Source organism: Paenibacillus sp. OAE614 (genome assembly GCF_040546645.1).
GTDB classification, from domain to species: Bacteria; Bacillota; Bacilli; order Paenibacillales; family Paenibacillaceae; genus Paenibacillus_AQ; species Paenibacillus_AQ favisporus.
The window spans coordinates 3,794,723-3,817,829 of the sequence record NZ_JBEPOD010000001.1; the positions used below are offsets into that span (position 1 = coordinate 3,794,723).

A 23,107-nucleotide genomic window follows, 5' to 3' on the forward strand; every position below is an offset into this window, starting at 1 on the left:
TTGACCCGCTGCGTTCCCCTGAAATCGAGACGTTCTCTAATCAAACGGCAAAGCACCTCCCTAATGCTTCCGGCATGGCCGGATTGCACCAGAAAGGTTGCCGACGTTCCTATGTTTACTTGCCTGTTTTTTTCTGATAGGAAGCTTCAAGTTCGCTCAGAATCTGATCGCCTCCTTGCGACTTCCACTTCTCTACGAATTCGTCGAACTTCTTGATGTCGGCGCCCATAATGATTTGAGTGAATACCGAATCACGCATCGTATCCAGCTCTGTCAGCTTGGCGATCTTCGTCGGCGATTCGAGGTAATTGGAAGCGTCGGTGATTTGATGCTCATTGTTGATCGCTACGCCGAGCGCTTCGGAGAACCGCAGCGGCAGCGATTCAAGGTAATGCGGCCAGCCCTTCAGGCCAGGAGCAAACAGATAGCTTTGTGTGCCTCTGAAGTTGCCGCTGGGATCCTGCTGTGTCTTCGGGTCGACGAGGGTCGTGTTCGTTTTAAGTTTACCGTCTACGAAGGAATAGTCCTCACCTTCAATACCCCAGACGGTCAACATCTGGTTCTCCTCGGATAGCGAATCCTCGATGATCGACAGTACGCGCTTCGGATCTTTCGTTTTTGCGCTAATGGCATTCATCTGCGAGAACGGTGCCCCCATTGGCGCAACGGCCGTGCCGTCCGTCCCCAGCAAAGACCCGGTCAAAGTCAAGTATTTAAAAGGCTCCTCAGCCTGGTTCGGGAGCGATCCGTCCTTCGCCAGTTTGCCGCTCTTGATCAGCTCATTGGTCTCGATCTGCGTGTCGTAATCGCTGGCCGTCGACCACCAGCCCATCCAGGAGAACACCTTGCCGCTGAAAATTTTTGCCCGCAGCTGCTCTTCCTTAATCGTCGAAAACTCCTTGTCGATGAGCCCTTCCTTGTACATCTTCTGCAGAAACAGCAGCGCGTCCCGCATCCGGGGATCGATGTCATAGTTGCTGAATTTTCCATCCTTCTCTGTGAAAAAACCGGGTGTGACACCGAACGCGCCGAACACGTTGTCGAAGGAATTGTTCGCGAATTTTACCTGTCCGATCTGGGACGTATAACCGCCGAGCGGAATGACCTCCGGGTGCTGCTCCTTGACCTTTTTCAGCAGGTTATAATATTCATCAAGCGTATTTGGTACGGGTACGCCTGCCTGCTCCATGTAGTCCTTACGCATGACCAAGTCCCAGCGATACCCCGCCCCCGGCCCGCCCTGATACGGAATCCCGTAAATGCGGCCGTTCACTTTCGCCTGCTCGAACACATCCGGCGGTACTTCCTTCATAATATTCGGCGTGTCCTTTTCGTTAATGAGGTCGGTCAGATCAACGAAAGCGCCTTGCTGCGCGTATTTCTGAAAGTCATCGGCAAAATCGATCTTCGTCACGTCCGGAATGTCGCTGCTCGCCATCTTCAGATTCAGCTTCGTTTTGTACTGCTGGACATCGACCATCTCCGGGATGATCTTAATATTCAGCTTGGCCTCAATCGCTTGTTTCACCGCGTCCTTAGAAGGGTCATATGGCAGTGAAATATCCTGTGCCTTCAGCCACTTCAGCTCGTAAGGGGATTGTTCCCCAGTTGCTTCAGACGTACCTGACGGATTTACCGGCTCGGGACTTGCGTTCCCGCCTCCATCGTTGTTACTGCCGCATCCCGACAGCGTAAGCGTTCCCAAAAGTAAGGCGGCGAGTACGCCGTAACCCCGATGTTTAACTGTCTTTGACATATACAGACATCCCCCTGTAATTTCACTTAAATGGTTGATTACCCTTTAACTGAACCGATCAGCATGCCCTGTTCAAAATACTTCTGAATGAACGGATACAGAACCATCATCGGCAGCGCTACGATGATAATGGCCGCCATCTGGATTCCGATCGTGGGCGGCGGCGTTCTCCCTGCCGCTTCGAGCAATTCAGGCGGCAGGCTGGAACTCGCGATGATGGTGCGCAATACGAGCTGCACCGGCGCTTTGTGCCAGTCCGTGACATACAGAAGCGCATTGAAGAAATCGTTCCAGTACGTCACCATGTAGAGCAAGCCGATCGAGGCAATGACCGGCATCGACATCGGGAGAACGATCGAACGCAGCGTCCTGATCTCGGATGCCCCGTCAATTGCAGCAGATTCCTTCAGACTGTCTGGAATACCTTCGAAGAAGGATTTCATAATGATCATATTAAAGGTGCTATAGGCCATGACCAGGATCAGTACGTAGTCCGTGTTCAGCAGACCTAAATTTTTGATCGTGATATATGTCGGAATTAAACCGCCCTTGAACAACATCGTGAACACGAAGATCAGCATGATGATCCGCCGGCCGGGCAGCTTCTTCTCCGCCAGGGAGTAAGCAGCCGAAGCTGTGAGCAGAAGCGCAAGCAGAACACCGGCGGCTGTATTACGGATCGTCACCCCATAAGCGTTATAGATGAGCGATCCCTTCTTGAGCAAGTAGGCGAAATAATCGAAGCTGAGCGATGTCGGAAACAGCACCAGACCGTTCTTTTCGCTGAAGATCGAGTATGGCGTTACGGACACGCATAGAACATACCAGAAAGGAATCATGATAATAAGCGTAATGAGCGACAGTACAAAGTAGTTGGTAGCGATAAAAATGGATTCGCCTCGAGTGAGCTTCACGATTCGGATTCTCCTTTGTCAGAAAATGCCGGAATCATTGATTCGCTTCGCGATCTGATTGGCGATCAGCACCATGGCGAAGCCGATGATTCCCTTGATGACGTCTGCCGCCGCCGCGAGACTGAGGCTGAACTGCTCGATGCCTACCCGGTAGATGTAGGTGTCGAGAATGTCGCCAACTTCGAACACCATCGGGTTGTACAGGTTGAGCACCTGGTCCAACCCGGCACTCATCAGATAGCCGACCCTTAGGATGAAAATGACGATAATCGTGCTCGATATGCCCGGGAGCGTGATGTGGATGATGCGTTGAAACCTCGTCGCTCCGTCCATCACCGCGGCTTCGTACACTTCGGGATTTAGCCCAGCAATGGCGGCCAAATAAATGATCGCTGCCCATCCCATCTCTTTCATGGCATCGGTGACGACGAGAATGATCCGAAAATACGCAGGCTCGACGAGCAGATATACGGGTTTGCCGCCAAACCATTCGACGATTTGGTTAATCACGCCGGTCTCCGGCGAAAGCAGCAGCGTAATGATGCCGCCGTAGACAACCCAGGACACGAAACGTGGCAGATAGACGGCCGTCTGCAGCGTCTTCTTGAACCACTTGGTCCGAATTTCGTTTAGCGACAGCGCTAACAAAATGGGACAGATAAATCCGCTGATCATCTTGTACAGGCTGATGAGCAGTGTGTTGCGAAAAGCGTTCAGGAACATCTCCGACGCAAACAGCTCCCGGAAATGTGCGAAACCCACCCACTTACTGGCCCCGAATCCTTGGATGACGTTGTAGTCCATGAACGCGATGCTGATGCCGTACAAAGGCAAGTAATCGAACACAATGACCCAGGCCAGTGCCGGCAGTAGCAAGGCGTAAAGCCATTTGTATTTCCATATCTTCATTAGCAGCCGCCTTCGCGACTTCTCCGTTCTAGCGGGAATTCCCGCAGTAACGATTTCCATCGTCCCTCCTCCATCCTTCTTACTGCTCCGGCAATTCGCATTTACCTCTCTCGGTTGTACACTTGCCGCTTGCGAATTTGCCAGTTGCGCCAATCCATTCGTTGCAAGAACGGCGGTCTGCGGGATGAACACCGATTCCTGTTCCGCCGCTGCCTTCCGGAATGGAAGTGCTTACATAATTAAGAATACCGGCTTCCTTGAACGTGGAAAACCGGAGCGAAGGATGATAATACCGGGGAAAAGTCGGAAATCTGACGATGATTTTCTAAGATTATAGTAATAGCAGCCTGACTGAACGGCCAGCACGATATGAATAAGATATTATCAGCTGCTTCAGCTCATCAAATAAGCTATTGGTTGCAGGTCATCCTGATTCCAACCGCAACGATCCCCGCTCAACAAGCGGGGATCGTTTTTTTGACCAACTTTTTAAGCCTTTTCAAGTTCCTTAGGGGACCTCCAAAGTTGTCTTCCATGCGATGCAGGTTCCATTTATCCATTCTCCTTTGACGCTTGGTTTCCTCTCTTTTTTCCGCCCGAAAAAAACATCTTCAACAAAGGAGGCGTAATAAGCGTCGTCAAAATCACGACAATGACAACGGAGGTGAAGTATTTCTGCAGCAGCAGTCCGGACTCCAGACCTGTTGCCGCTATAATGAGAGCTACCTCTCCGCGAGAAATCATTCCCGACCCGATCGCGAGCGATGAGCGGCCGTTAAAACCGGTGAGCTTAGCGCCCAGCCCGCCTCCGAGCAGTTTGGTCAGAATCGCAACAATCGTAATGACGCCCATGAACAGCAGCTGGTTAGCAGCACCTTCAAACGTAATGTTGAGACCGATGCTGACAAAAAATACGGGAACGAAAATGGAATAAGCCACCGGCTCCAAACGGTCCTCGACGTCATGTTTGAACGGGGTCCGGGAAACGGCAATGCCCGCCGCAAAAGCGCCAATAATGGCGGCTACACCCATGAGATCGGCAAAATACGATAAGGCAAAGCACACGACAAGCGCTCCGCTGATGACGGCTTCTGTTACGCGCAGAGGTGCAAAAAACTTCAAGAACCAAGGAACGGCCAGCCAACTGACAACGATAGCAACGACAAAAAACAGCAGCTTTTTGCCGATGAGTAGGCCAAGGGAGATGTCATGACCGGTGCCAAGCAAGCTCATCATCACAGCCAGCAGGACGACGACGATGACATCATCCACAACCGCTGCACCCAGGATCGTCGTGCCTTCCTTTGTGTTCAAGCGGTCCATTTCTTTCAGAGTCTGAACGGATATGCTAACCGAAGTGGCACAAAGCAGCAAGCCCAGGAAAAGTCCCTGGTTATTGCTCAGGCCAAAAACAGATGCGGCTCCATAGCCGCCGATAAACGGCAATATAATGCCTCCAACCGCTACGGCGAACGCCGACTTCCAATTTTTTCGCAGCTGATCCAAATCCGTTTCCAGACCCGCCATAAACATCAGCAGCAGGACGCCGATCTCTGAGAAAATGGATATAAATTCATTCGGATGAATCCAGCCAAGCACAGCAGGACCGACAAGAATACCAGCAAGCAGCTTTCCCAGAACAGCAGGCTGACCGAGCCTAACGAACAAGTCCCCCAGCAGTTTGGTAGCAAGTAAAATAATAGCTAGATACAGTATAATTTCCAACATATAAGCGCCTCCTTGGGGTTTGAACTCAACCATCCATAACCGGAAAAAGGCACAAAAAGAGCCCGTCAACGACAGGGCTCTCCTACAAGAACGCAGAAAGAGCCTGTCGTGACAGGCTCCTCCGGTGTTCCGATGTATGAATTTGATTATATTATACATGATTAAATACTTTTATGCAAATTGCAGTAATCAATAAAGCACAGTCTTATTAGAAAAATGAATGATGACAAATTGGAACGGTCTGATCTTAACTTGAGCTTAATGGAGTAAAATTCTGCCGCGCCCATGTCTGGTTTCGCTTTTCTCCAGAGCGTTCTTAGCTTGACTCAGCGTGGAAAAATGGCATCGATCGACGCTTTAAGTGTCCCGTCAGCAATCAGTCCTGCGATCGTTACCGAATCTTCAGGGGTTGAAAATTGGTGCTGAACTTAGCAGTGACGCCATGCTCTCTAGCTGCTTCATCGGATGGCAGCTGGGTGAGTGAAACCACTGATCCTGGATCAGTGGTTTTCAGGCATTGACGTAACATGATTACCATTTACGGATAGCGATCATAAAGGAAATCAGCGCAGCGATGGAGGAAATCGTTCTTACATGATTCCAGGGTACCCAGCCGGCAATATACTCGCTCCATACTTGCGCTCCCTCGGCAGCCCCCGGACTTACAGCTGCTAGAGAATTATTAAGCGGAACATTGAAGATGGCCGTTACCAGAAAAACTCCGACAAAAATGAACAAGCTGCCAATGATTACATAGACCGCGCTATGGGTGCCCGATTTGAAGAACGAAGCAACGCCCAAAACGACACTTAGGATGGTGGTTCCCATAAAAACGAGCATAAACAACGATTGCAGTATCGCCGAATTGATCGACTGCATGGCAGATATGCTCTGCTCTGCAGGAAGCCGGGAAAGCGACGTCATCACGAATGCCGAAAAGGTGAAAAATACGCCGGCCAGCAATCCGGATCCTAACGAAGACACAAAGGTCAGATAATATAAAAAATTCACCACTGATTTGTCCTCCTACGATTTGATGGACCACTTTGATAAACGACTGTTTTAACCCCAAGCTCCGTCTGTGGCCGCCTGCCGTGCAAAGTCGAAGAAATCCCTTGGCTTTCTTCCTAGTATTTGCTCCACGCCATCCGCCGGAACCTCGTTTCGGCCATCCAGCACGATGGAGAACAAATAAGACAGCAATTTTATATACTCATTAGGTACTTGTTGTTGGGCAAGCATGGATAGGAATTGTTCGGAAGTAAGCTCGACATACCGAATATTCCGCTGACAGGCTTGAGCGATCAAGGACGTAGCTTCCGCAAAAGTAATCGCCTTCGGACCCGTCAATTCATACCGCTTCCCGATATGCCGGTCATCTGTCAAAGCCGAGACGACTGCATCTGCAATATCGTCTGCATCAATGAACGGTTCTCTCACGCTTCCCGCCGGCAGTGCTACCACTCCCGCTTTTACCATGTCATACAGGAAGCTCTCGCTAAAATTCTGGCAAAACCAGCTGCAGCGGAGGATCGTCCAGTCCGCGCCGGAATTCTGCAGCGCAAGTTCACTTCGCTGGGCTTCCTCCTCACCTCTGCCGGACAAAAGAACTAATCGGCGGACACCGGTTTTTACCGCCAATCTTGCGAACGAACCGATCGCTTGAGCAGCACCCGGAACGGCCAAATCCGGATAATAGGTAATATACGCTGCCCTTGTCCCTTGCAGTACAGGCTCCCACGTGGACGAATCGCCCCAATCAAAGGGCTGCTCAGCGGAACGTGATCCGGAACGGACCGGTATTCCCTTTTGCAGCAGCTTCTCTGATACCCGACGCCCTGTTTTCCCCGTACCGCCTACGATAAGAACCGGCTGATTCATTCAATCTCCTCCAATATTTCATTTAGTTGCACAAGCAAACGTTGTGCGATTGAAAAACCGAATGCTCCTGTCATTCGGCACTTTCCAAGCGGTTGCTTACCTCATTCAGCTGAAGCGAGAGTTCATCGTCCTGGCTGTTTAATATCGTGTTATAACGCTGCCGCAGCTTTTGCCAACATTCGTGGATTTGACTCTCCATCTCTCTTCCCCGGTCTGTTGCGTAAATCATTGACATTCTACCGTCCTGGCGGCTGCTGAGAAGTCCTTTGGCTTGAAGGCTCTCGATGAGCCGCGTAATGGTGGAAGGCTTAAGATGGAGGCTTTGGCCGATTTCTTTCTGAGAGATACCGTTCTTCTCCAGCACCGTCAGCATCAAAAATGCAGAGGTTGGGTTAAGTCCGCTCGGTGCAAATTCATCTTCGGCCATTTTGGTAATAATCCTGCTCAGACGATTGGCTGTGAAATATAAGCATTCTTTAAAATAAGTGTCCAACATGTCGCTGCCTCGATTCAAAATTCAAATTAATGTTTGCACAAACAAATATAATACACTTTTTCCAACTTGTAAAGACTGGAAATGTGAAGTGACTTTCAGATTTTGAGCAATGGCACGTTAGTGCCTTATTGCCATCGTGGACAAAAAGGAAGACTGCCGGACATCTGCCCGTACAGTCTCCTCTTCCCTACTTCGCAGTATGCTCCTCATCATATTCGCTGGACAATTCCTTCAGCGATTTGATTTTGCCATGGGGATGCTGTTCTTGCTTGCGTGACTTCCAGGCTGCTTCATTTCTTCTTTTCTGGTGAGCCATGACAGATATCCTCCTCTGGAAAGTGAGTTGTATACCACTTCCTTATGTTGTCATTCCAGGGCCTCGTTCATTCGTGAAAAGAAACAGTCTCAATCCCGGAACAACTTATGACGGCGTTCATGCAGCGCACTTCATTGTTTAGCCTTTCTCAATCGGATCTTGGGCTTCGTCAATTCATAGCTGTGCTTTACCATCTCATGGATATCATCATCCTGGAGGTCCCCATCCAAGATCACCGTATTCCAGTGCTCCTTATTCATGTGATACGCCGGCGTCACTTCTTGGAACACACTGCGCAAAAAATCGGCCCGGCTCGGTTCGCATTTCAAATTCACGCACAAGTGATCGTTGTGATGGAAAATCAGCGCAAAGCTCTTTTTGTTCCCTTTATGGCGGATTACGGTCCACTCTGCTCCAAACGGGTGGTCTTCATAACAGGCTGGATAGGACAGACAGTATTCAATGATTTCGTCGATCGTCATTGGTTTCCCTCACTGCTTGATTATTTTACAATTCGACATGATTACTTATTATAATCCAGTCCTATTGGTTTTTCATTTTTTTTGTGAAGAGTAGAAGCAATCCGTAGATAAAATAAACGATGCTCGCCGTGACGATGCTATAAAGTAATACAGGAATAGACGTCGGCGCCCATACTTGAATGAATGCCCAAGGTAATCCTCCAAGCAGGAGGGTCGGCAGCATGCTTATAAATATTAGAACAGCAGCAACCATACAAATATGGACGAGCAGCAGCAGCTTTCTTTTTCCGGATAAAGGGCTTCTCCGGCGTTCATTAACGGCAAGCTTTCTGACGATACGGGCTGACAAGGCAACCCATAATACACCGAATAAAATGACGATGATTTCGAGGATACTCACGATGCGATCCAGCAGTTGATAGCTGTCCGTATGATTCACCGCCGGAGCCCGCCCCTCCCACAAGTCCATCACGCCTTGCCCAATTGCTGTTGTAAAGCTCGTGTTCATGTTGGCGAGAATCGCCACACCCAGCTGTTGATCCGGTTGCAAAATAAAATACGACGTAAATGACGGATTCTCACCGGCATGAAAAATAACTTTTTCCTTGCTTTTGCTCATGACAGCCCATCCGTTGGCATAATACGTATTCTGGTCAAAAGGATTTACCGACTTGTCCGGATTGTGCGACTCCTCAATCAGTTTGGGATCGATGACCTGTTCGGGAGCGCTCTTTAGCTGGAGCTTGATCCATTTCGCGATATCATTCGCATTGCTGACGATATAACCCGCAGGGATGTTGCCCCGATAAATCGGAGGTGTGAATGGCCTATGACTCATCCATCCGATTTTATAGCCGGAAGCCATATGGTCTGGTTGAGTCGACGGTACACCCACGAACGAGCTAGTCATGCCGATCCGATCTAAAATGTGCTGCTTCATGTACTGATCATAGGGCATGTTGGAGACCACTTCGATAATTAGGCCCAGCACGTCGTAATTTATCGTTGCGTATTCAAAGGAACTTCCCGGCTTTCGGTCCAGCGCCTGGCCCTGCAATGTTTTTACCGTCAGCTCAAGCGCTTTGTCCGCTTTGCTTTCGGGGATCCGGGTGATTGTATTGGAGGGGATGCCGCTGGTATGATGCAGCAGCTGGTTAATCGTTATCTTTTGCGGCACACCGTGATAGGTCAGCTCTAACCATGGAATGTATTTTTGAACATCATCCGTCCGAAGCAGCAGCCCTTGCTTCTCCAGCTGCAAAATCGCTAAACCCGTAAAAGCTTTGGTCGTCGAACCGATCTCAAATAAGGTATCGGATGTTACGGGAGTTTTCGTCTTTACGTTCGCGTATCCAAAGCCTTTTTGATACACCGTCTCCCCTTTCTCGACAATCACCAAAGAGATTCCGGGTATTTTACTGATGCTTTGCTGGTTTTTAACATACTGTTCGATCTTCTGGATCTTATCGTTTGACTCCGCCCACACGATTCCCGGAGCGACACTGCTGATGGTCAAAACGGCTGCAACTAATAACAAGCCCATTTTGATCCATGATTTCAATGCGTTCATTCTTTTTCTCTCCCTAATTCATTGACATCTGCCTGGCTTCATAAGTCGATTGCGATTTACTTATTTTCTGATGGGCATCCTTTTTACCGTAAGTCAGCAGCCGCCATAGCCATTCCATAGGCCCCATACGAAACCGTTTGAGCCAAAAGGAACTGAGCGGAATCTGTACGGCATAGATGCAAAGTGCGATGAATGTCGTATCATCCTGATTCATTCTGCATCACTCCTCATCTTGCTGTCTTCCGTCGCACCTCGCTAATGTAAGCTAAATTGAAAGTGATTTGAATAGAGAAAGCCTTACATATGCCTTACACTTTAGTAAGGCAATCATTTCCTCTATACGAAAAGACGATCATCCCTACTAGGAACGACCGTCTTTAATCACGGCAATGCCGGGTGCCGCAAACGATGTATCTTCCGAATGCTTAATCCATGAAAAAAGCACCCCGCGACTCGGTATAGGTACATACCGGGTTTAGGAGTGCTGCTGCCAAACTAATGATTAATGTCACATTTGTTCATAATAAATGCGATCTGATTCTCGAGGCGGTTAATGTCTTCCTGCGTCTTGGGGTCTTCCTTGCCCATGCCCCGGAGCGAGGCGAGCTCCTGCTTCAGCTGATGCAAATCCTCCCCGGCATTGCTGCAGTCATAGTTACTTTCCAGGTTTTCGAGCATATGCTTTTCCTCCATTTTCTCTTGGATGTACTTCCCTATTATGGAGGATTCACCCGAAATTATTCAGAATGGGATCAGCGAAGAAATTGGTTATGTTCCTTTACGAACCACACTCTAGATCCCTTGGTTTAAAAGCACATGCACGGCGTATGGTTCCAGGAGAATGCGGCCTTCAATGGTTTGCTTGCTCAGGGCATCTATATACGTGCCCCCCAGTTCTACATCGACGGATTCGCTGCGATGATTCAGCAGCATTAAGTAGCTTTTGCCATCCTTTTCTCTTTCTACTGCCTCGACTCCATCATATTTTTGGGGCAAGGATGGGACAGCGCCCTCCCTTTCAAGAACCAGCTTCATCAAACTCTCCATCGCCCGGTCATCCAGGTCGCACCCGACGTAATAAACCTTCCCTTTACCATAGGTATGAACAGTAACTGCCGGTGTTCCGCTGTAATAATGACTCTCATAATCCGCGAGGCTCTCAGCCCCTTCCAGCTTAAGCACATCGCACCACATGGAAGCGGTGCCGTCCCCGAACTCTCCGCTCACGGATACGGTACGGCCGAAATTAACCGAGTCATACTCTTCCAGTTCAACGCCTGCCAATCTCCGGAACAAGCCAGGCAGTGTCAAAGTCGTCATGCGGTTATTCCATGTACGCGTTCCCGACCGGAACGTGATGAGCAGCGAACCGCCGCCTGCCACATATGCCTCACATTTGTCTGCGATCTCCTCCGTCATCAAATTAAATGCCGGCATCAGAACAAGCTTGTAAGGCGTAAAGTCATTCTCCACGCTGACCACGTCTACGCCGACATGCTGCCCGGCAACTGCATCGTAGTAGCCTGCCAGCAGAGCTTCATAACTGAAATTCCGGTTATGAGGCTGAGCGCGGTGGCTCCACACTTGATCATAGTTTTTAATGAGCGCTACGGTATTGTTGTTGACGGCCCCTACGAACAGGGGTGACTGTTCTTTGAGTTCATGCCCGATCGCAGTGATCTCCCGGTACCTTCTCCGGCCGACGCCGTCATGATCAAGGATGCCGTGCCAATACTGTTCGATGCCGACCGTGCAGGCCCGCCAGCGGAAATAGACCATGGCATCCGCTCCATGCGCGATCGCCTGATAGGTCCATAAACGCAGTTGTCCCGGCTCCGGCGTATCACCCAACGAGTGCCAGCCGCACGGACCGCTCTGCTGTTCCATCATCCAGTAGTTTTGATTTTTGATGCCGCGCATCAGATCATGGGCCATAGCGACGGTCAGAGGTGAAGATTTGCCCCACATATTATTCGGATAGTTATCCCAAGAAATAAAGTCAAGATCCTTGCCTAAGTCGAAGTAATCGATCTCGCTGAAATGACCCATCAAGTTATGGGTGATCGGCAGGGAGGTGCATGCACGAATCTCTTCAATTTGAAGCCGCTGATAGGCGGCCGTCGAATCGGAATAGAATCGGCGGTAATCGAGCTGCATGCCGGGATTATGGTTATATGGGGTGGACATCAATCCGCCGGAACCGCCCTGGCTGAAGCCGTCGCTTGCGGCATACGTGGGAAGCATAATTTCTTCCCAGCTGCGGTAGGTATGGCTCCAGAACACGGTTCCCCACTCTTCGTTCAGCTTGTCGACGGTGCCGTACTTTTCGCGGAGCCAGATCCGAAAGGCATGCAGATCGCTCTGGCAGTAGCACGGACCGCCGAATTCGTTATCGATCTGCCAAGCAACGATGTGCTCATTGTCTTTGTAATGCTCGGCCATAACCCGGGCAATGCTTGCGGAATACTTCTGATACACCGGATGATTAACGCAATAATGCCTCCGTGTACCAAAGCCTTTGGTTAAGCCGTGGACATCGACGGGGTACATATCCGGATATTTGTCCATCAGCCACTTGGGAGCCGCCGCCGTCGGTGTTCCCAAAATGATCTTGATCCCTTCCTTGGCCAGCACCTCAATGGCATGGTCGAGCCACGTAAAGTCGTACCGTCCTTCGTCCGGCTCCAGTTTGGCCCAGGCGAATTCCGCCAGCCGGACAATGTTGATATTCGCTTCCCGCATCATTCGGGCATCAACGGCCCAACGTTCTTCGGGCCAATGCTCAGGGTAATAATCCACGCCGAAATACATGGGTATCTCCTCCGATATATATCATTATTTTGCTTGAAAACATCTTCTTGAATCTATTATATTATTAATCATATGGGGCTTAAATCGCAAGATTTTGATGATCACGTATAACAATTATGCTAAAAGGAAGCTGAGATATGAGAATCAATTATTTCATTCCGAGCCCGCGCTTTACGAACCTCATTTGTTATCCCGAATCGTTTGGACATTATGCAGATGAGCCGTCACACAGTGAAAACCGGACGCACGGACTCTCCACTTATAATTGGCATATCGTCCGCGGCGGGAAAGGGTACATTCAAGTCGGTGAAACCATACTGGAACTTGGTCAAGGTACCGGCTTTCTATGCGGCCCCGGTGTTCCCCAGCGGTATTATGCCGATCAAGACGAGCCTTGGGATATCCGGTGGGTTCATTTTACGGGTCCTGGTCTTAGTACGTTACTTCAAGGGAGAGGTGAACGGGAGGCATGGGTATTTTCGTGGGAGGGCGCGGACCGGCTTGATCGGCTGTGGTCGGATCTCCTGGCCACCGGCATTCACCCGCTGCAGGACGGCGAACCTCGGTTGTCCGCGATGCTTTACGAGATGCTTGCCGAGTTCATCATGTACGTAGACGGCTCGGAAGAACGTCCTCAGCCGGGGATGCGCACCAAGCTGATGGAGACGGCGCAGTGGATTCGCACTCACAGCCATCAACCCCTTACGCTCGAGCAAATGGCGAGCCAGGCAGAGTACAGTCCCTCCCATTTCAGCAGGCAGTTTCACGGTTTGTTCGGCAAAACGCCGATCGAATTTTTGAACGAATGCCGTATTCTTCAATCCAAATCCCTGCTGATTTCAACCGGTTGGACCGTGAAAAAGGTTGCGGAGACGGTCGGATTTGCCAGCAGTACGTACTTTATTCAGCGTTTCCGCAAAAACGAAGGCATGACGCCAGAGCAGTTTCGGGAACTTCGTGGCGTTTACGTCAAGTGATGTGTTATTAATGGGCGTCTCAATCCTCACAAACGGTTAGAACTACGTTGCCTTTCTTGTGGCCTAGCTCAACATAGGCATGTGCCTCGGCCGCTTGCTCCAGCCGGTAACGACGGTCGATGACCGCCCGGAGCTGACCCGCTTCGATCCGATCCTTCAGAAAGGCCAAGTCTTTCGCGTTTTCCTTCATATTTCCGCCAATCACCTTCTTGCTGCTCGTCAAGCTGGCCCACAGCCCGCGAACGATGATCACCGGGTTCACATGATAAGCCCGAAGGTAGACACCGTTGGGTGCCAGAAGCTTGACGCATGCACTAAAGGGGCTTTTTCCCACCGTGTCGAAAATAATATCGTAAGGCGGGCCGTCATTAGGCAGCTGCTGTTTCGTATAATCCACAACCCGATCGGCACCGATTGACGTCACCAATTCTACATTCGAAGCGCTGCATACTCCGGTGACTTCCGCTCCAAAGTGCTTTGCCAGCTGCACGGCATACGTCCCGACGCTGCCTGAAGCACCATATACGAGTACGCGCACGCCGCTTTTTATTTTCCCTGCTCTAAGAAACTGGAGCGCAGTGAGGGCGCCAACCGGAACGGCAGCCGCCTCTTCAAACGTTATATTCGCCGGCTTTAGGGGCCGGCTTGGTCACTTCCTTGAGCTGAAGCACATGTGGCGGTCCGTATTGTTCATATACGATGGCTCTCATTTTTTCGCCCCCCGTGTTGTTTTCGGACCCGTCGCTGCGCTTCTTCAAGACTCCGTTCTGACCAAACCGCATAACCCATACCCATGAGAGCGATTCCCATCGGGACCGCCAATACCCGATCCAGCGGGTGTGGAAGCAGTGATGAAGCCAGTGTCGACACAGCGGCGCAAGCCAACAGAACAGCTGTCCAGCGCGGGAGGATCCCGGCGCGGAACGTAGCTATGCCAAGCAGCAGACCGCCGAGCACATACAGCCCACCACCTACAGGTGCTACTCCGGGCAGGAGCCCAAGGTTGGACACTGCTGATGATCCGGCAAAAATCCCTAAGTACCCCTCCACGAAACCCGGTGCATCCGCAGCGATAACCGGTAAAACAAAAGCTTCTACAAAGGTGAAAGCCGTTGTAGCTGTCCAAAAGAGACCAAACAGGAGAAAACCGGCCAATCCGGTCCACCCCGCTACATGGACTTGCCTTGTATAAATTCCGGTTATGCCGAGCAGTCCGAGCAGAGACATCGCGAGGGTCATGTAATGGACGATGGCCCAGGCCTTTGTGGTAACGGATGATAGAATTTCAGGCGGATGAATTGCCTGGATGACGATAAAAAGAATGCCCGCCAAGATGGCGGATAAACCGCTCCAACGAATGACGCGATAAGCTGTTATGTTCATATCGTTTTCTCCTCTTTGTTTTTATTCTTGTCGACGATTAGCAAGTTCTGTTCACTCTGGTATATTTACTGACAGCCTTCTTGTGTCCTATTAATCTCTGATGGTGATTTCGGGTGTGGTTCTAGCCGGATGACTGAAATCAGCCGCAGGTTGAGATCGCGGAATCTTCTAAGCAAGCCGTATAAGGCGGGTTGATCGGCCACGGGTCCGGTCAAAATGGATGTTCCGTCTGGCTCTTGATTGAGACGAAGTCCCTCGAACCCGTCAGCCCACCGGTCGCCGAGATATCCCTGAAACCGAATTTCATACCGTTCAGGCTCATTTGGGTTATCTCGTATATCATGTGTTTCGTTCATTCAACCGCCTCCCTTAATTTCCTTTCCATTTCATGTCGTGGTCAGTCTCCTTTCATCGTGCAGCTCCGTTCCTAAATTGAAGATACAAGATCATGTGGTGAGACGGCATCACCAGATGTGGTGATTTTAATTGGTCACTGTACATTCATTCGAAGTAAGCGGCATAAAAAAGAGCCCCGATCCTGGGCTTATTCCTCCTTCCAGGTCCGAAGCTATAAGGAAATCGCGATGTCACAAGTCATCAAGCTCTTCGGCGCGCCTAACGGCTGCCCGACGATTGTTCACCTCAAGCTTGTCATAAATGTTTTTGGTATGAGTTCGCAGTGTATTCAGCGAGACATGGAGCTCTCGTGCGATTTCAGGCCCGCTCAAATCGGTTTTGAGCAGACGCAGCACGTCCCGCTCCCGTTCGCTCAGCGGCTCTCCAACTGCCTTTTTCGCAGCCGATCCGCCCCCCTCCTTGCCAATGGATAGCAGAAGAAGCCGGACATAGTTTGGACAGATCCCTCCATTCCAAGCTGCTTCCAGCAATGCGGCCATCGGTTGGCCCTCGTCTGCAAAAATCCGAACGTACCTTTCCGGCTCTGCAAGTGTCAGTGCTCGTTCCAGCGATGCAAGTGCGGAGGACATGTCACCTTGGCTATGATGAGCAAGGGCTTGAAGGATCAAAATTTCGATTTGACTCCCCGTCCTTCCGCTGTCTGCCGCTGCTTGGGACAGGCGTTCCAGGAATCCCAACGTTTCCTGAATTGGTGCAAGGCTACTTGGATGCGGGTGCAAAAGTACCAGGGCCAGGGTTATGTGCTCAAATTCGCGCAGATAGTGCAGGTCATCCGCTGTGGAGAGCCCCTGTTCGTGTACCCACTCGGCAGCCTCGCTCCATCTATTCAGAGCGAGCCACACGCGTGCTTTCAAAGCCGACACCGGACGCACGTTTGGAAAAAAATCACCGACATACCGCTGCTCAGCCTCTTGAAGCAGTTCAAGCGCGCCATCCAAGTCTCCTTGCGATTGCCGAATACGCGCCATAGCTACCCGCCAGCGGTACGGATATTGGGGCAGTCCCATTTGCTCACCCAACTCCTGGCTTCTGTGCAGATGCTGCATGGCGGCGTCCAAGTCCCCCTGCTCCCGGCTTAGCTCGCTCATTCCGACGTACATGTCCGCTGTGCCCCGCATTTCAGGAGTACCCATCTCCGCAGCAAGCAGTAATCCCTTCTGAAAGATATCCATGGCCTGGCGAAGCCGCCCCAACGCTATGTTTATATCGGCCAGAGCGATGGAGCCCCCGATCGCGTCCGAGATGTTCCCTGCCCGCCGGACATTCGCCATTCCCTCACTGAACATCCGGTACGCCTCCTGAAGATCACCGCTCGTCCAGGCCGCAAGACCAAGGAGCGCGGCTGCCGCGCCGCGCCGAAGATGATCGTCCGCCGGAACGAGTTCAAGTACTCTCTTCGAATATGTAATGGCGGCGGGGATATCCCCCATGGCCTGGGCATAAGCGGCGCGGTATCCGGCAATGGTGCCCGGAAGGCGACGAAATTCCTCCTCGTCTACGTAACACATATCGGTTGCTGAAGTTTCCGGCGTCCTATCCAATGAGGAATTCTCCAGCCACCTTTCGGCATCGCGCAGCCTTTCCTCTGCTCCTTCGACCTGGCCGACGGCAAGTAACGCCCATGCATATTCAACGCTGAGAACGGGCCTATGGCGAATGATTTCCCTGGGCAGCGCCTGAATCCACCCGAGCACTGCGGACTCCTGCCTGCTCCTGCGCATGGCTGCCCAAGCCTTCTCGATCAGATCCGCCGCTCGAGGGAAGTCTTTGGCGGCCAACGCATGCCCTATTGCTTCGGCGTAGGAGCCGTGCCGTCCGTACCACTCACTCGCACGCCGATGCAGTTCAGGAATGAGGTCAGGTTGATCCGTTCTTAAATGTATGGACAGCACTTCACCAAAGAGATGGTGATAGCGATACCACTGCCGCCTGTCATCTAGGGGCACGATAAAGAAGCTGCCCTGCTCCAGCGATTGAAGCCGAGCTGCCCCTTCGTTCTGGCCGGTAACGGCATCGCACAGCGGGCCATGCAGCCGATCCAGAATCGAGGTCTGAAGCAGGAAATTGCGGACATCAGCCGGCTGACGCTGAAGAACCTCTTCGACCAGATAGTCGACGATGTACCGGTTGTCTCCGGCGAAGGAACGGATAAAAGCGGGAATGTCCTTACGTCCCTGCATCGATAGAGCCGCGAGCTGCAGCCCCGCGATCCAGCCCTCGGTACGATGATCCAGCGCGTCAATTTCCTCTGCTGATAGATGCAGCCCCATCACCTGATTGAGGAACTCGGCTGCTTCGCCTGCAGTAAAGCGCAGGTCCGTGTCGCGCAATTCGGTTAAATGGCCGCCGGCGCGAAGCCGGCTGAGGGAAAGCTGCGGGTTCTCCCGAGTCGCGATCACCAGGTGCATTTGCGGCGGTAAATGCTCGACCAGAAACGCGATGGTATGATCGATCTGCCTGTCTCCTACAGCATGATAATCGTCCAGCACAAGGACGAATTCAAACGGCATTGTTGAAATTTCATTCAGCAGCATTGTGAGCATCGATTCGGCTTCCGGTGGCGGTTGGGATTGGATTGCACGCATTACGGTTTCTCCGAAATGCTGCTCTATTGTCTGCAAAGCAGCGACTAGGAGCGTAAGCAGACGCAGACTATCCTTATCCCTTTCGTCTAAAGACACCCAAGCGACAGGCCGTTCACAACCGGCAGCCCATTCGCTGATCAGTGTCGTCTTGCCAAAGCCGGCGGAAGCAGAGATTAAAGTCAACTTGCGCCCCATCCCCGCCTTCAGCCGCTCAATCAGACGCGGCCTAGCGACGAGCCTCGTTCGTGGCTGCGGGATGTATAGTTTAGTAGATAATACAGGAAGTTCCGGAATATTCATGGATATAATCCCTCGTTAAACCCATTTTTGCTCATATCAATCCGCATCACGAGATAGCCCCATTCTATGATTTATATCCATCATGATATCTTTAATCGGATGTTTCCACCACTAAAAATTAAACGTATAATCGGCTCTTTTTCACCTGCAGTGAATGGTTTTACGACGATGACCGCGGCTTTCTTTCCAGCATTCGTATCACTACCCATACTGCAAGCGTTGCAATGATTGCAATGATGGCTGATCCGCCGGCATGCAGAAGCAGCACTGGAGCCCACAGAATGCCGAGATAACGATGCACCACGCGCATCCTCTTGTTACGAATTCTTTTTATGAAGAAGCCGTATCCGGCGATCATCAATAAGATCGTGAATGCGGAAAGACCGGTAAATATTTTATGATCATCTGGCTTGGTTATCAAAAAATATAAACCGTGAGCCGTGACGAGCGTTAGAATTATCCAACCCAAAAGCTTGTGCACGCCGTACAGCAATTTTCCGGTTTTTCGCACCAGCTTCGAAGGCGATTTCATTTTCTTTTTAAACCAGACCCAAGAGAAACTAGCCGCACCGAGGAACACGGCGAGCGTTCCCAGGAACTTAAAAATTTCCGCGCCACCTTCAGGCCGCTGTTCTCCGTGTGAATGCACGCTCAACCCACGTCCTTCCGGGGATGCCAAGAGGTGATCACCATTACTGTGAAAAGAAGAAATATAGAAATAGTAAGCTAAGAGCAGGACGGCAGCAGCAGCTGCTATGATTGCAGGGATCCAAACCTTTTTTGTTTTCATGGGCTGCACCTTTCATAGAGAATTGACTTCACTATAAAAGAACAAGATTAAAAACCGATTAGAATCCGCTGTGATGTTGACGGCAGACAAAAAAAGAAGAGCGCCGCAGCATGCCAGCACTCTCCTATCACTTTTTTACCCCTGCTTATCATTATTGATGTTGACCGTTGAATTTTCATTCAGCTTAATGATCCGGGATGAAATGCTGCTTATGATCCGTGCGGAAAACGTACTTGCGATCAGGCACACCCCGATGAATACAAATATTTGCGGTACCTGCGTGCTGATCACATTCTCCAATTGAATGAAATTCAGCAGCAGCGGTACGGAAAAGGAAGCAATATTTCCGCAGAACACCGCGGTGACCAGCAGGTAGAACGACTTGTTGTCCCTAAAGTGCATCCCGGTGTCGGTATCCGTGTTTTTAACCAGCAGGAAGCTGGTTACACCTCCTACGGACCCGCACAGCGTCATGGTCAGAAAATAAATCTCTCCTTCCGACAGCGCCTGAAAAAAGACAAGGCGTGCCAAATACCACAAGATCAGCAGCAATGCCACAAGACAGCCGACCTTAAACGCCGCATCGACATTGATCAGCCATAGAGGCTCCTTAGTTGGCTGGGGAGCAGCCGCCTCTTGGGAAGACGGCTGCTGAACGGCCATAGGGGCTGAATCCAGCATCGGGGATGAAGCTAAGGGAGCATGTATCGGAGTGGATGGATCATCCATTGGGGGTATCCACAATTAAACCAATGATTTTCGGAATTCCGCTCGTATCGCGAACTTCGAAACCGTCCTGGAGCTGGGTCGTCATCGAGCTGTAATCTGAACCGGAAGCGGACGCCGACTCGAAGTTGAACGGGCCGATGCCAAACGTTGCTTTGGCGGACCATTGGGTTTGCGTCGTTGTGTTGGTCCAGTCTTTGGATGAGAATCTCAAGTAAGGCGCGTATCCTAGGACGACTCCCTTGACGACAACATTCATGAGTCCGGATTCGCCCCAGAGCGGTTTACCTGCAAACACGCTGCCCTGCGGCCAATCGGTGTAATCCTTAAACGTGGACAGCAGCCCTTCGAAGAACCAATCCCCCGGGTTGATATTCACGGTAATCACATCTTGATACGTGATCAGAATATCGTAAGAATAATCCTCTTTAAACTGTGTGGATCCGGAATCATTGGTGCTTCCGCCAAGCCAGAACCAGTCGATCGGGATGCCCACGTTGGCACTGAATTTCCATGAGCTGTCCCTTTCGGTCTGCTGCTGATCATTTAATGCGATTTGCACGTTTGCCTGCTCTGCGAACAGCGGACCTCCGTTCTTCGTAGCGATGTCATTTTGCTTGATAAGCCATTGCCGGACGTCTTTAAGCTCGCTCGTTTTAAACCGGGGAACACTTGCTGTCGTATCGTTCTCCTTGATCGTCATTTGGAACTGAGCCGTTTTTTGCAGCTCATCCGCTGAATGAGGCTCGAAAGGATCGGCGAGTGCGACCGCTTCGGTCGCATCGGCCAGCTCCTGGTAGCCGGGTCCGAACTTTTTCAGCAGCAGGGCGTTCAGCTGTTCCGTCATTCCGCCGAGCAGGGCGCCGTATGTCGTTTGCAGCGACTCTACCTTTGCTTTGTAGTCTTCGGTTCCCATTTGCTGGGTACGGAAGTTAGGCCAGGTCGGATCCGGCGGGTTGGTAAAATACACGCTGCATGCTTTTCCCGTTGAGTCGAGCTCCGCACAAACTTCGTTCAGCCAGTCCGAATAGATGCCTTGGTTGATTTTGGAAACGTCGCTGCTGAGGAGCGCGATTTTCGACCGGAGGTCTTCGATTTGCGTGTCCAGTGGATCGGCCGATCCCCCGCCGGAAGACGAGCCGCCGCTTCCCGAATCGCCGCTGCCGGCAGGGACGATATCCCGGACCCATTGCTGGTAAATATCGAACAGCTTATTATTGAACGCGCCGCTCCACGTTAATCCCCAGGAAGGGATCGTATTGCCTACATTATAGGCGTCCGTCAGAGCGACAACTTCAGTCTCGCTGCCCAGATGGGAGTCCACCCGTCCGGCCGCCGCTATAAAATTTTTCGGATCGCTGCCCGGCAGATGCCCGGATATCGCTTGAACGAACAATTGCCAAAAACGTGCCTGGTCCTGCGCCACCGCATTATTGCTCATCACCATTTACGCCTCCCCAAACAGCTCAGATAAGCCCTCAAATTCGTTTTCCTCATTGCCTTGAAAATTATCGTCAACCGGATTTGGATCCTCTTGGACATTTTCCTCGTTTTGATTGATTTCTCCGTTTTCGTTCATGTTTTCAATACCTTGCTCCATCGCCTGAACATCGCTTGCCGGCGGCAGCTGCTCGTTATTAATGAAGTCGAGTCCCTGCTCATTGTTGAAATTTTCCGGCTGCACATTGTCGATATTGTCCACAAACGAACCGTTCTCCTCGAGCGCTTTCGGATCACTGGATTCCTTGATTTCCTCTTTAGTGCTGTCGAGCTTCTTCTCGACTTCCGGTTTATTCGGTTCGTTCGGCTTTTTGATTTTTTCTACGAATTCCGATATAGCCTTAAACCGCTTAGGCACAGAGGCGATGAAATCCACGACGAACACCGCAGCCATAAAGTAACCGAGGTATTTCATCGCTTTATCAACGACAGACAGCTGTACGGATGGCGGAGTAGGGCACGATTTCCGATTTCCGTCGTGACTGCCCGAAGAACCTTCCGGCGGCTTGCCAATCCGTCCAAATATGCTTTCCTTCTTTTCGGTGCCGTCGCTGTTGGAATACGTAATCGTACCGAAAAACTCATTGCCGACGTATGCATCTTTATCGTCTTTGGCCGCCCGGGTAACCTGACTGAATGTCAGCTGACCCGAATGATTCACCGTAAAGTCATCCTTCGTCCAGCTGAGTACGCCGTCCTTGTAAGTGACTTTATTCAAATCTTTATCCAGCATATCGCTGCCAATCGAGATCCCGTCGAGGCTGTCGTAAATAATGACTACGGGTCCCGTATCCGTTTTGCCGTCGGATGTGGTCATAACCGTATTGCCATAAATACCTGTCCAGAACTTCATGTCTACATTCCGCATCGCCTTAAAAGAAGCGTTGACCTGCTTCGCGGTACATTTATAGCCGTGCTGAGCCAGGAATTGATCCGGCGCCGACGTATCGGTATCCGTTGCCTTTTGCATCGCATCCTGCCAGCCGGCCAGAAGCGCGGTCTTCGCCAGGATATCCTGGACGAATCGGTCGGACTCCGCATTCGGTTCGCTTTCCTTCAAATGGTCTTCGTAAAAATCGGTACGGGTTAGCTCAAGCACATACACTGATGTGGTTTCATACCCTTTTTGCGCCAAAAAGTTGTTGATGATTTTGAGCTTTTCCTTATATACGGTCTCTTTGTCGCTGCCGGCCGGGGGATTCGCGTCGATTTTCGATTTGATATTGGCCAAGAGCGAAGTCCACTGCTGCTTCAGCACCTGGTTGACCTGCAGGTCAGATACGAACAGCATCGCATCCGCCTGCATTTTCAGCTTATCCGGATCCGTCGTATTTGGATCAAAGATTGAACCAGCGTCCGTTCCGTTTAAATTGGTGTTCACCGTCGTCACTTTTAAATTCCTCCTTCGATTCGGTTATGCTCTCAACGCCTCCATCATAACGGGCATTCCTTGCTGTCGATAAGTGACTGAAGTGTACATTTTGTCATATGACCGGGATATGACGAAAGTAACTGTACGGGATCCTGGTTCACCGATATACTTATGGAATAAAAAAACACCGCTTC

Annotated in this window: 22 protein-coding genes; 1 reads left to right on the plus strand and 21 read right to left on the minus strand. The window is 50.9% G+C overall.

Annotated elements, in window-relative coordinates; translation table 11 throughout:
* Window positions 1-115 precede the first annotated feature (115 nt).
* From ABIE48_RS17425 to ABIE48_RS17485, 13 genes are all read right to left on the minus strand, one after another.
* Window positions 116-1,756, minus strand: coding sequence for an extracellular solute-binding protein (locus tag ABIE48_RS17425; RefSeq protein ID WP_192713772.1), 1,641 nt, complete (start codon window positions 1,754-1,756; stop codon window positions 116-118).
* A 38-nt stretch (window positions 1,757-1,794) separates the two neighbouring features.
* Window positions 1,795-2,670 (minus strand): carbohydrate ABC transporter permease, encoded by an 876-nt coding sequence (locus ABIE48_RS17430; RefSeq protein ID WP_192713771.1) that lies wholly within the window; start codon window positions 2,668-2,670, stop codon window positions 1,795-1,797.
* A gap of 18 nt (window positions 2,671-2,688) precedes the next feature.
* Window positions 2,689-3,639, minus strand: coding sequence for an ABC transporter permease (locus ABIE48_RS17435; RefSeq protein ID WP_192713770.1), 951 nt, complete (start codon window positions 3,637-3,639; stop codon window positions 2,689-2,691).
* Between the two features lie 492 nt (window positions 3,640-4,131).
* Entirely contained in the window at window positions 4,132-5,304 is a 1,173-nt protein-coding gene (locus ABIE48_RS17440) for a cation:proton antiporter (RefSeq protein WP_192715242.1), read from the minus strand.
* A gap of 534 nt (window positions 5,305-5,838) precedes the next feature.
* Window positions 5,839-6,321 carry an anthrone oxygenase family protein gene (locus tag ABIE48_RS17445; protein WP_192713769.1) on the minus strand — a complete coding sequence of 161 codons (483 nt, stop codon included), beginning with the start codon at window positions 6,319-6,321 and terminating at the stop codon, window positions 5,839-5,841.
* A gap of 48 nt (window positions 6,322-6,369) precedes the next feature.
* On the minus strand, window positions 6,370-7,188 hold the full coding sequence (locus ABIE48_RS17450) for an SDR family oxidoreductase (protein ID WP_192713768.1): 819 nt from the start codon (window positions 7,186-7,188) through the stop codon (window positions 6,370-6,372).
* A 70-nt stretch (window positions 7,189-7,258) separates the two neighbouring features.
* Window positions 7,259-7,615, minus strand: coding sequence for a MarR family winged helix-turn-helix transcriptional regulator (locus tag ABIE48_RS17455; RefSeq protein ID WP_354519375.1), 357 nt, complete (start codon window positions 7,613-7,615; stop codon window positions 7,259-7,261).
* Window positions 7,616-7,871: 256 nt separating this feature from the next.
* Window positions 7,872-8,000, minus strand: a complete 129-nt coding sequence (locus ABIE48_RS17460) for a DUF6254 family protein (protein WP_219845392.1) — start codon at window positions 7,998-8,000, stop codon at window positions 7,872-7,874.
* A 131-nt stretch (window positions 8,001-8,131) separates the two neighbouring features.
* Window positions 8,132-8,482 carry an MmcQ/YjbR family DNA-binding protein gene (locus ABIE48_RS17465; protein ID WP_089547734.1) on the minus strand — a complete coding sequence of 117 codons (351 nt, stop codon included), beginning with the start codon at window positions 8,480-8,482 and terminating at the stop codon, window positions 8,132-8,134.
* Window positions 8,483-8,543: 61 nt separating this feature from the next.
* Window positions 8,544-10,052: a serine hydrolase domain-containing protein gene (locus tag ABIE48_RS17470; RefSeq protein ID WP_354519378.1), complete on the minus strand. Its 1,509-nt coding sequence runs from the start codon at window positions 10,050-10,052 to the stop codon at window positions 8,544-8,546.
* Window positions 10,053-10,065: 13 nt separating this feature from the next.
* Complete coding sequence (locus ABIE48_RS17475) at window positions 10,066-10,266, minus strand: DUF418 domain-containing protein (RefSeq protein WP_192713766.1); 201 nt, start codon at window positions 10,264-10,266, stop codon at window positions 10,066-10,068.
* Window positions 10,267-10,547: 281 nt separating this feature from the next.
* Complete coding sequence (locus ABIE48_RS17480; protein ID WP_076164415.1) at window positions 10,548-10,730, minus strand: DUF2524 domain-containing protein; 183 nt, start codon at window positions 10,728-10,730, stop codon at window positions 10,548-10,550.
* A 114-nt stretch (window positions 10,731-10,844) separates the two neighbouring features.
* Window positions 10,845-12,863 carry a beta-galactosidase gene (locus ABIE48_RS17485; protein ID WP_192713765.1) on the minus strand — a complete coding sequence of 673 codons (2,019 nt, stop codon included), beginning with the start codon at window positions 12,861-12,863 and terminating at the stop codon, window positions 10,845-10,847.
* A 137-nt stretch (window positions 12,864-13,000) separates the two neighbouring features.
* Here ABIE48_RS17485 and ABIE48_RS17490 point away from each other — a divergent pair, with 137 nt between their 5' ends.
* The gene (locus ABIE48_RS17490; RefSeq protein WP_192713764.1) at window positions 13,001-13,840 is read left to right on the plus strand and encodes a helix-turn-helix transcriptional regulator; all 840 of its coding nucleotides are present in this window, start codon (window positions 13,001-13,003) and stop codon (window positions 13,838-13,840) included.
* Window positions 13,841-13,859: 19 nt separating this feature from the next.
* On the opposite strand, the gene ABIE48_RS17495 is transcribed toward ABIE48_RS17490, so the two are convergent.
* From ABIE48_RS17495 to ABIE48_RS17530, 8 genes are all read right to left on the minus strand, one after another.
* Window positions 13,860-14,378 carry an NAD(P)-dependent alcohol dehydrogenase gene (locus ABIE48_RS17495; protein ID WP_483312657.1) on the minus strand — a complete coding sequence of 173 codons (519 nt, stop codon included), beginning with the start codon at window positions 14,376-14,378 and terminating at the stop codon, window positions 13,860-13,862.
* Between the two features lie 152 nt (window positions 14,379-14,530).
* Complete coding sequence (locus tag ABIE48_RS17500; protein WP_192713763.1) at window positions 14,531-15,223, minus strand: hypothetical protein; 693 nt, start codon at window positions 15,221-15,223, stop codon at window positions 14,531-14,533.
* A gap of 65 nt (window positions 15,224-15,288) precedes the next feature.
* Complete coding sequence (locus tag ABIE48_RS17505) at window positions 15,289-15,579, minus strand: hypothetical protein (RefSeq protein WP_145159075.1); 291 nt, start codon at window positions 15,577-15,579, stop codon at window positions 15,289-15,291.
* Between the two features lie 231 nt (window positions 15,580-15,810).
* Complete coding sequence (locus ABIE48_RS17510; protein WP_192713762.1) at window positions 15,811-18,525, minus strand: winged helix-turn-helix domain-containing protein; 2,715 nt, start codon at window positions 18,523-18,525, stop codon at window positions 15,811-15,813.
* Between the two features lie 160 nt (window positions 18,526-18,685).
* Complete coding sequence (locus tag ABIE48_RS17515; RefSeq protein WP_192713761.1) at window positions 18,686-19,315, minus strand: hypothetical protein; 630 nt, start codon at window positions 19,313-19,315, stop codon at window positions 18,686-18,688.
* A 135-nt stretch (window positions 19,316-19,450) separates the two neighbouring features.
* Complete coding sequence (locus ABIE48_RS17520; RefSeq protein ID WP_186381917.1) at window positions 19,451-19,978, minus strand: YEATS-associated helix-containing protein; 528 nt, start codon at window positions 19,976-19,978, stop codon at window positions 19,451-19,453.
* Window positions 19,979-20,036: 58 nt separating this feature from the next.
* Complete coding sequence (locus ABIE48_RS17525; RefSeq protein WP_192713760.1) at window positions 20,037-21,482, minus strand: hypothetical protein; 1,446 nt, start codon at window positions 21,480-21,482, stop codon at window positions 20,037-20,039.
* A gap of 6 nt (window positions 21,483-21,488) precedes the next feature.
* Complete coding sequence (locus ABIE48_RS17530; RefSeq protein WP_192713759.1) at window positions 21,489-22,931, minus strand: hypothetical protein; 1,443 nt, start codon at window positions 22,929-22,931, stop codon at window positions 21,489-21,491.
* Window positions 22,932-23,107: the final 176 nt, after the last annotated feature.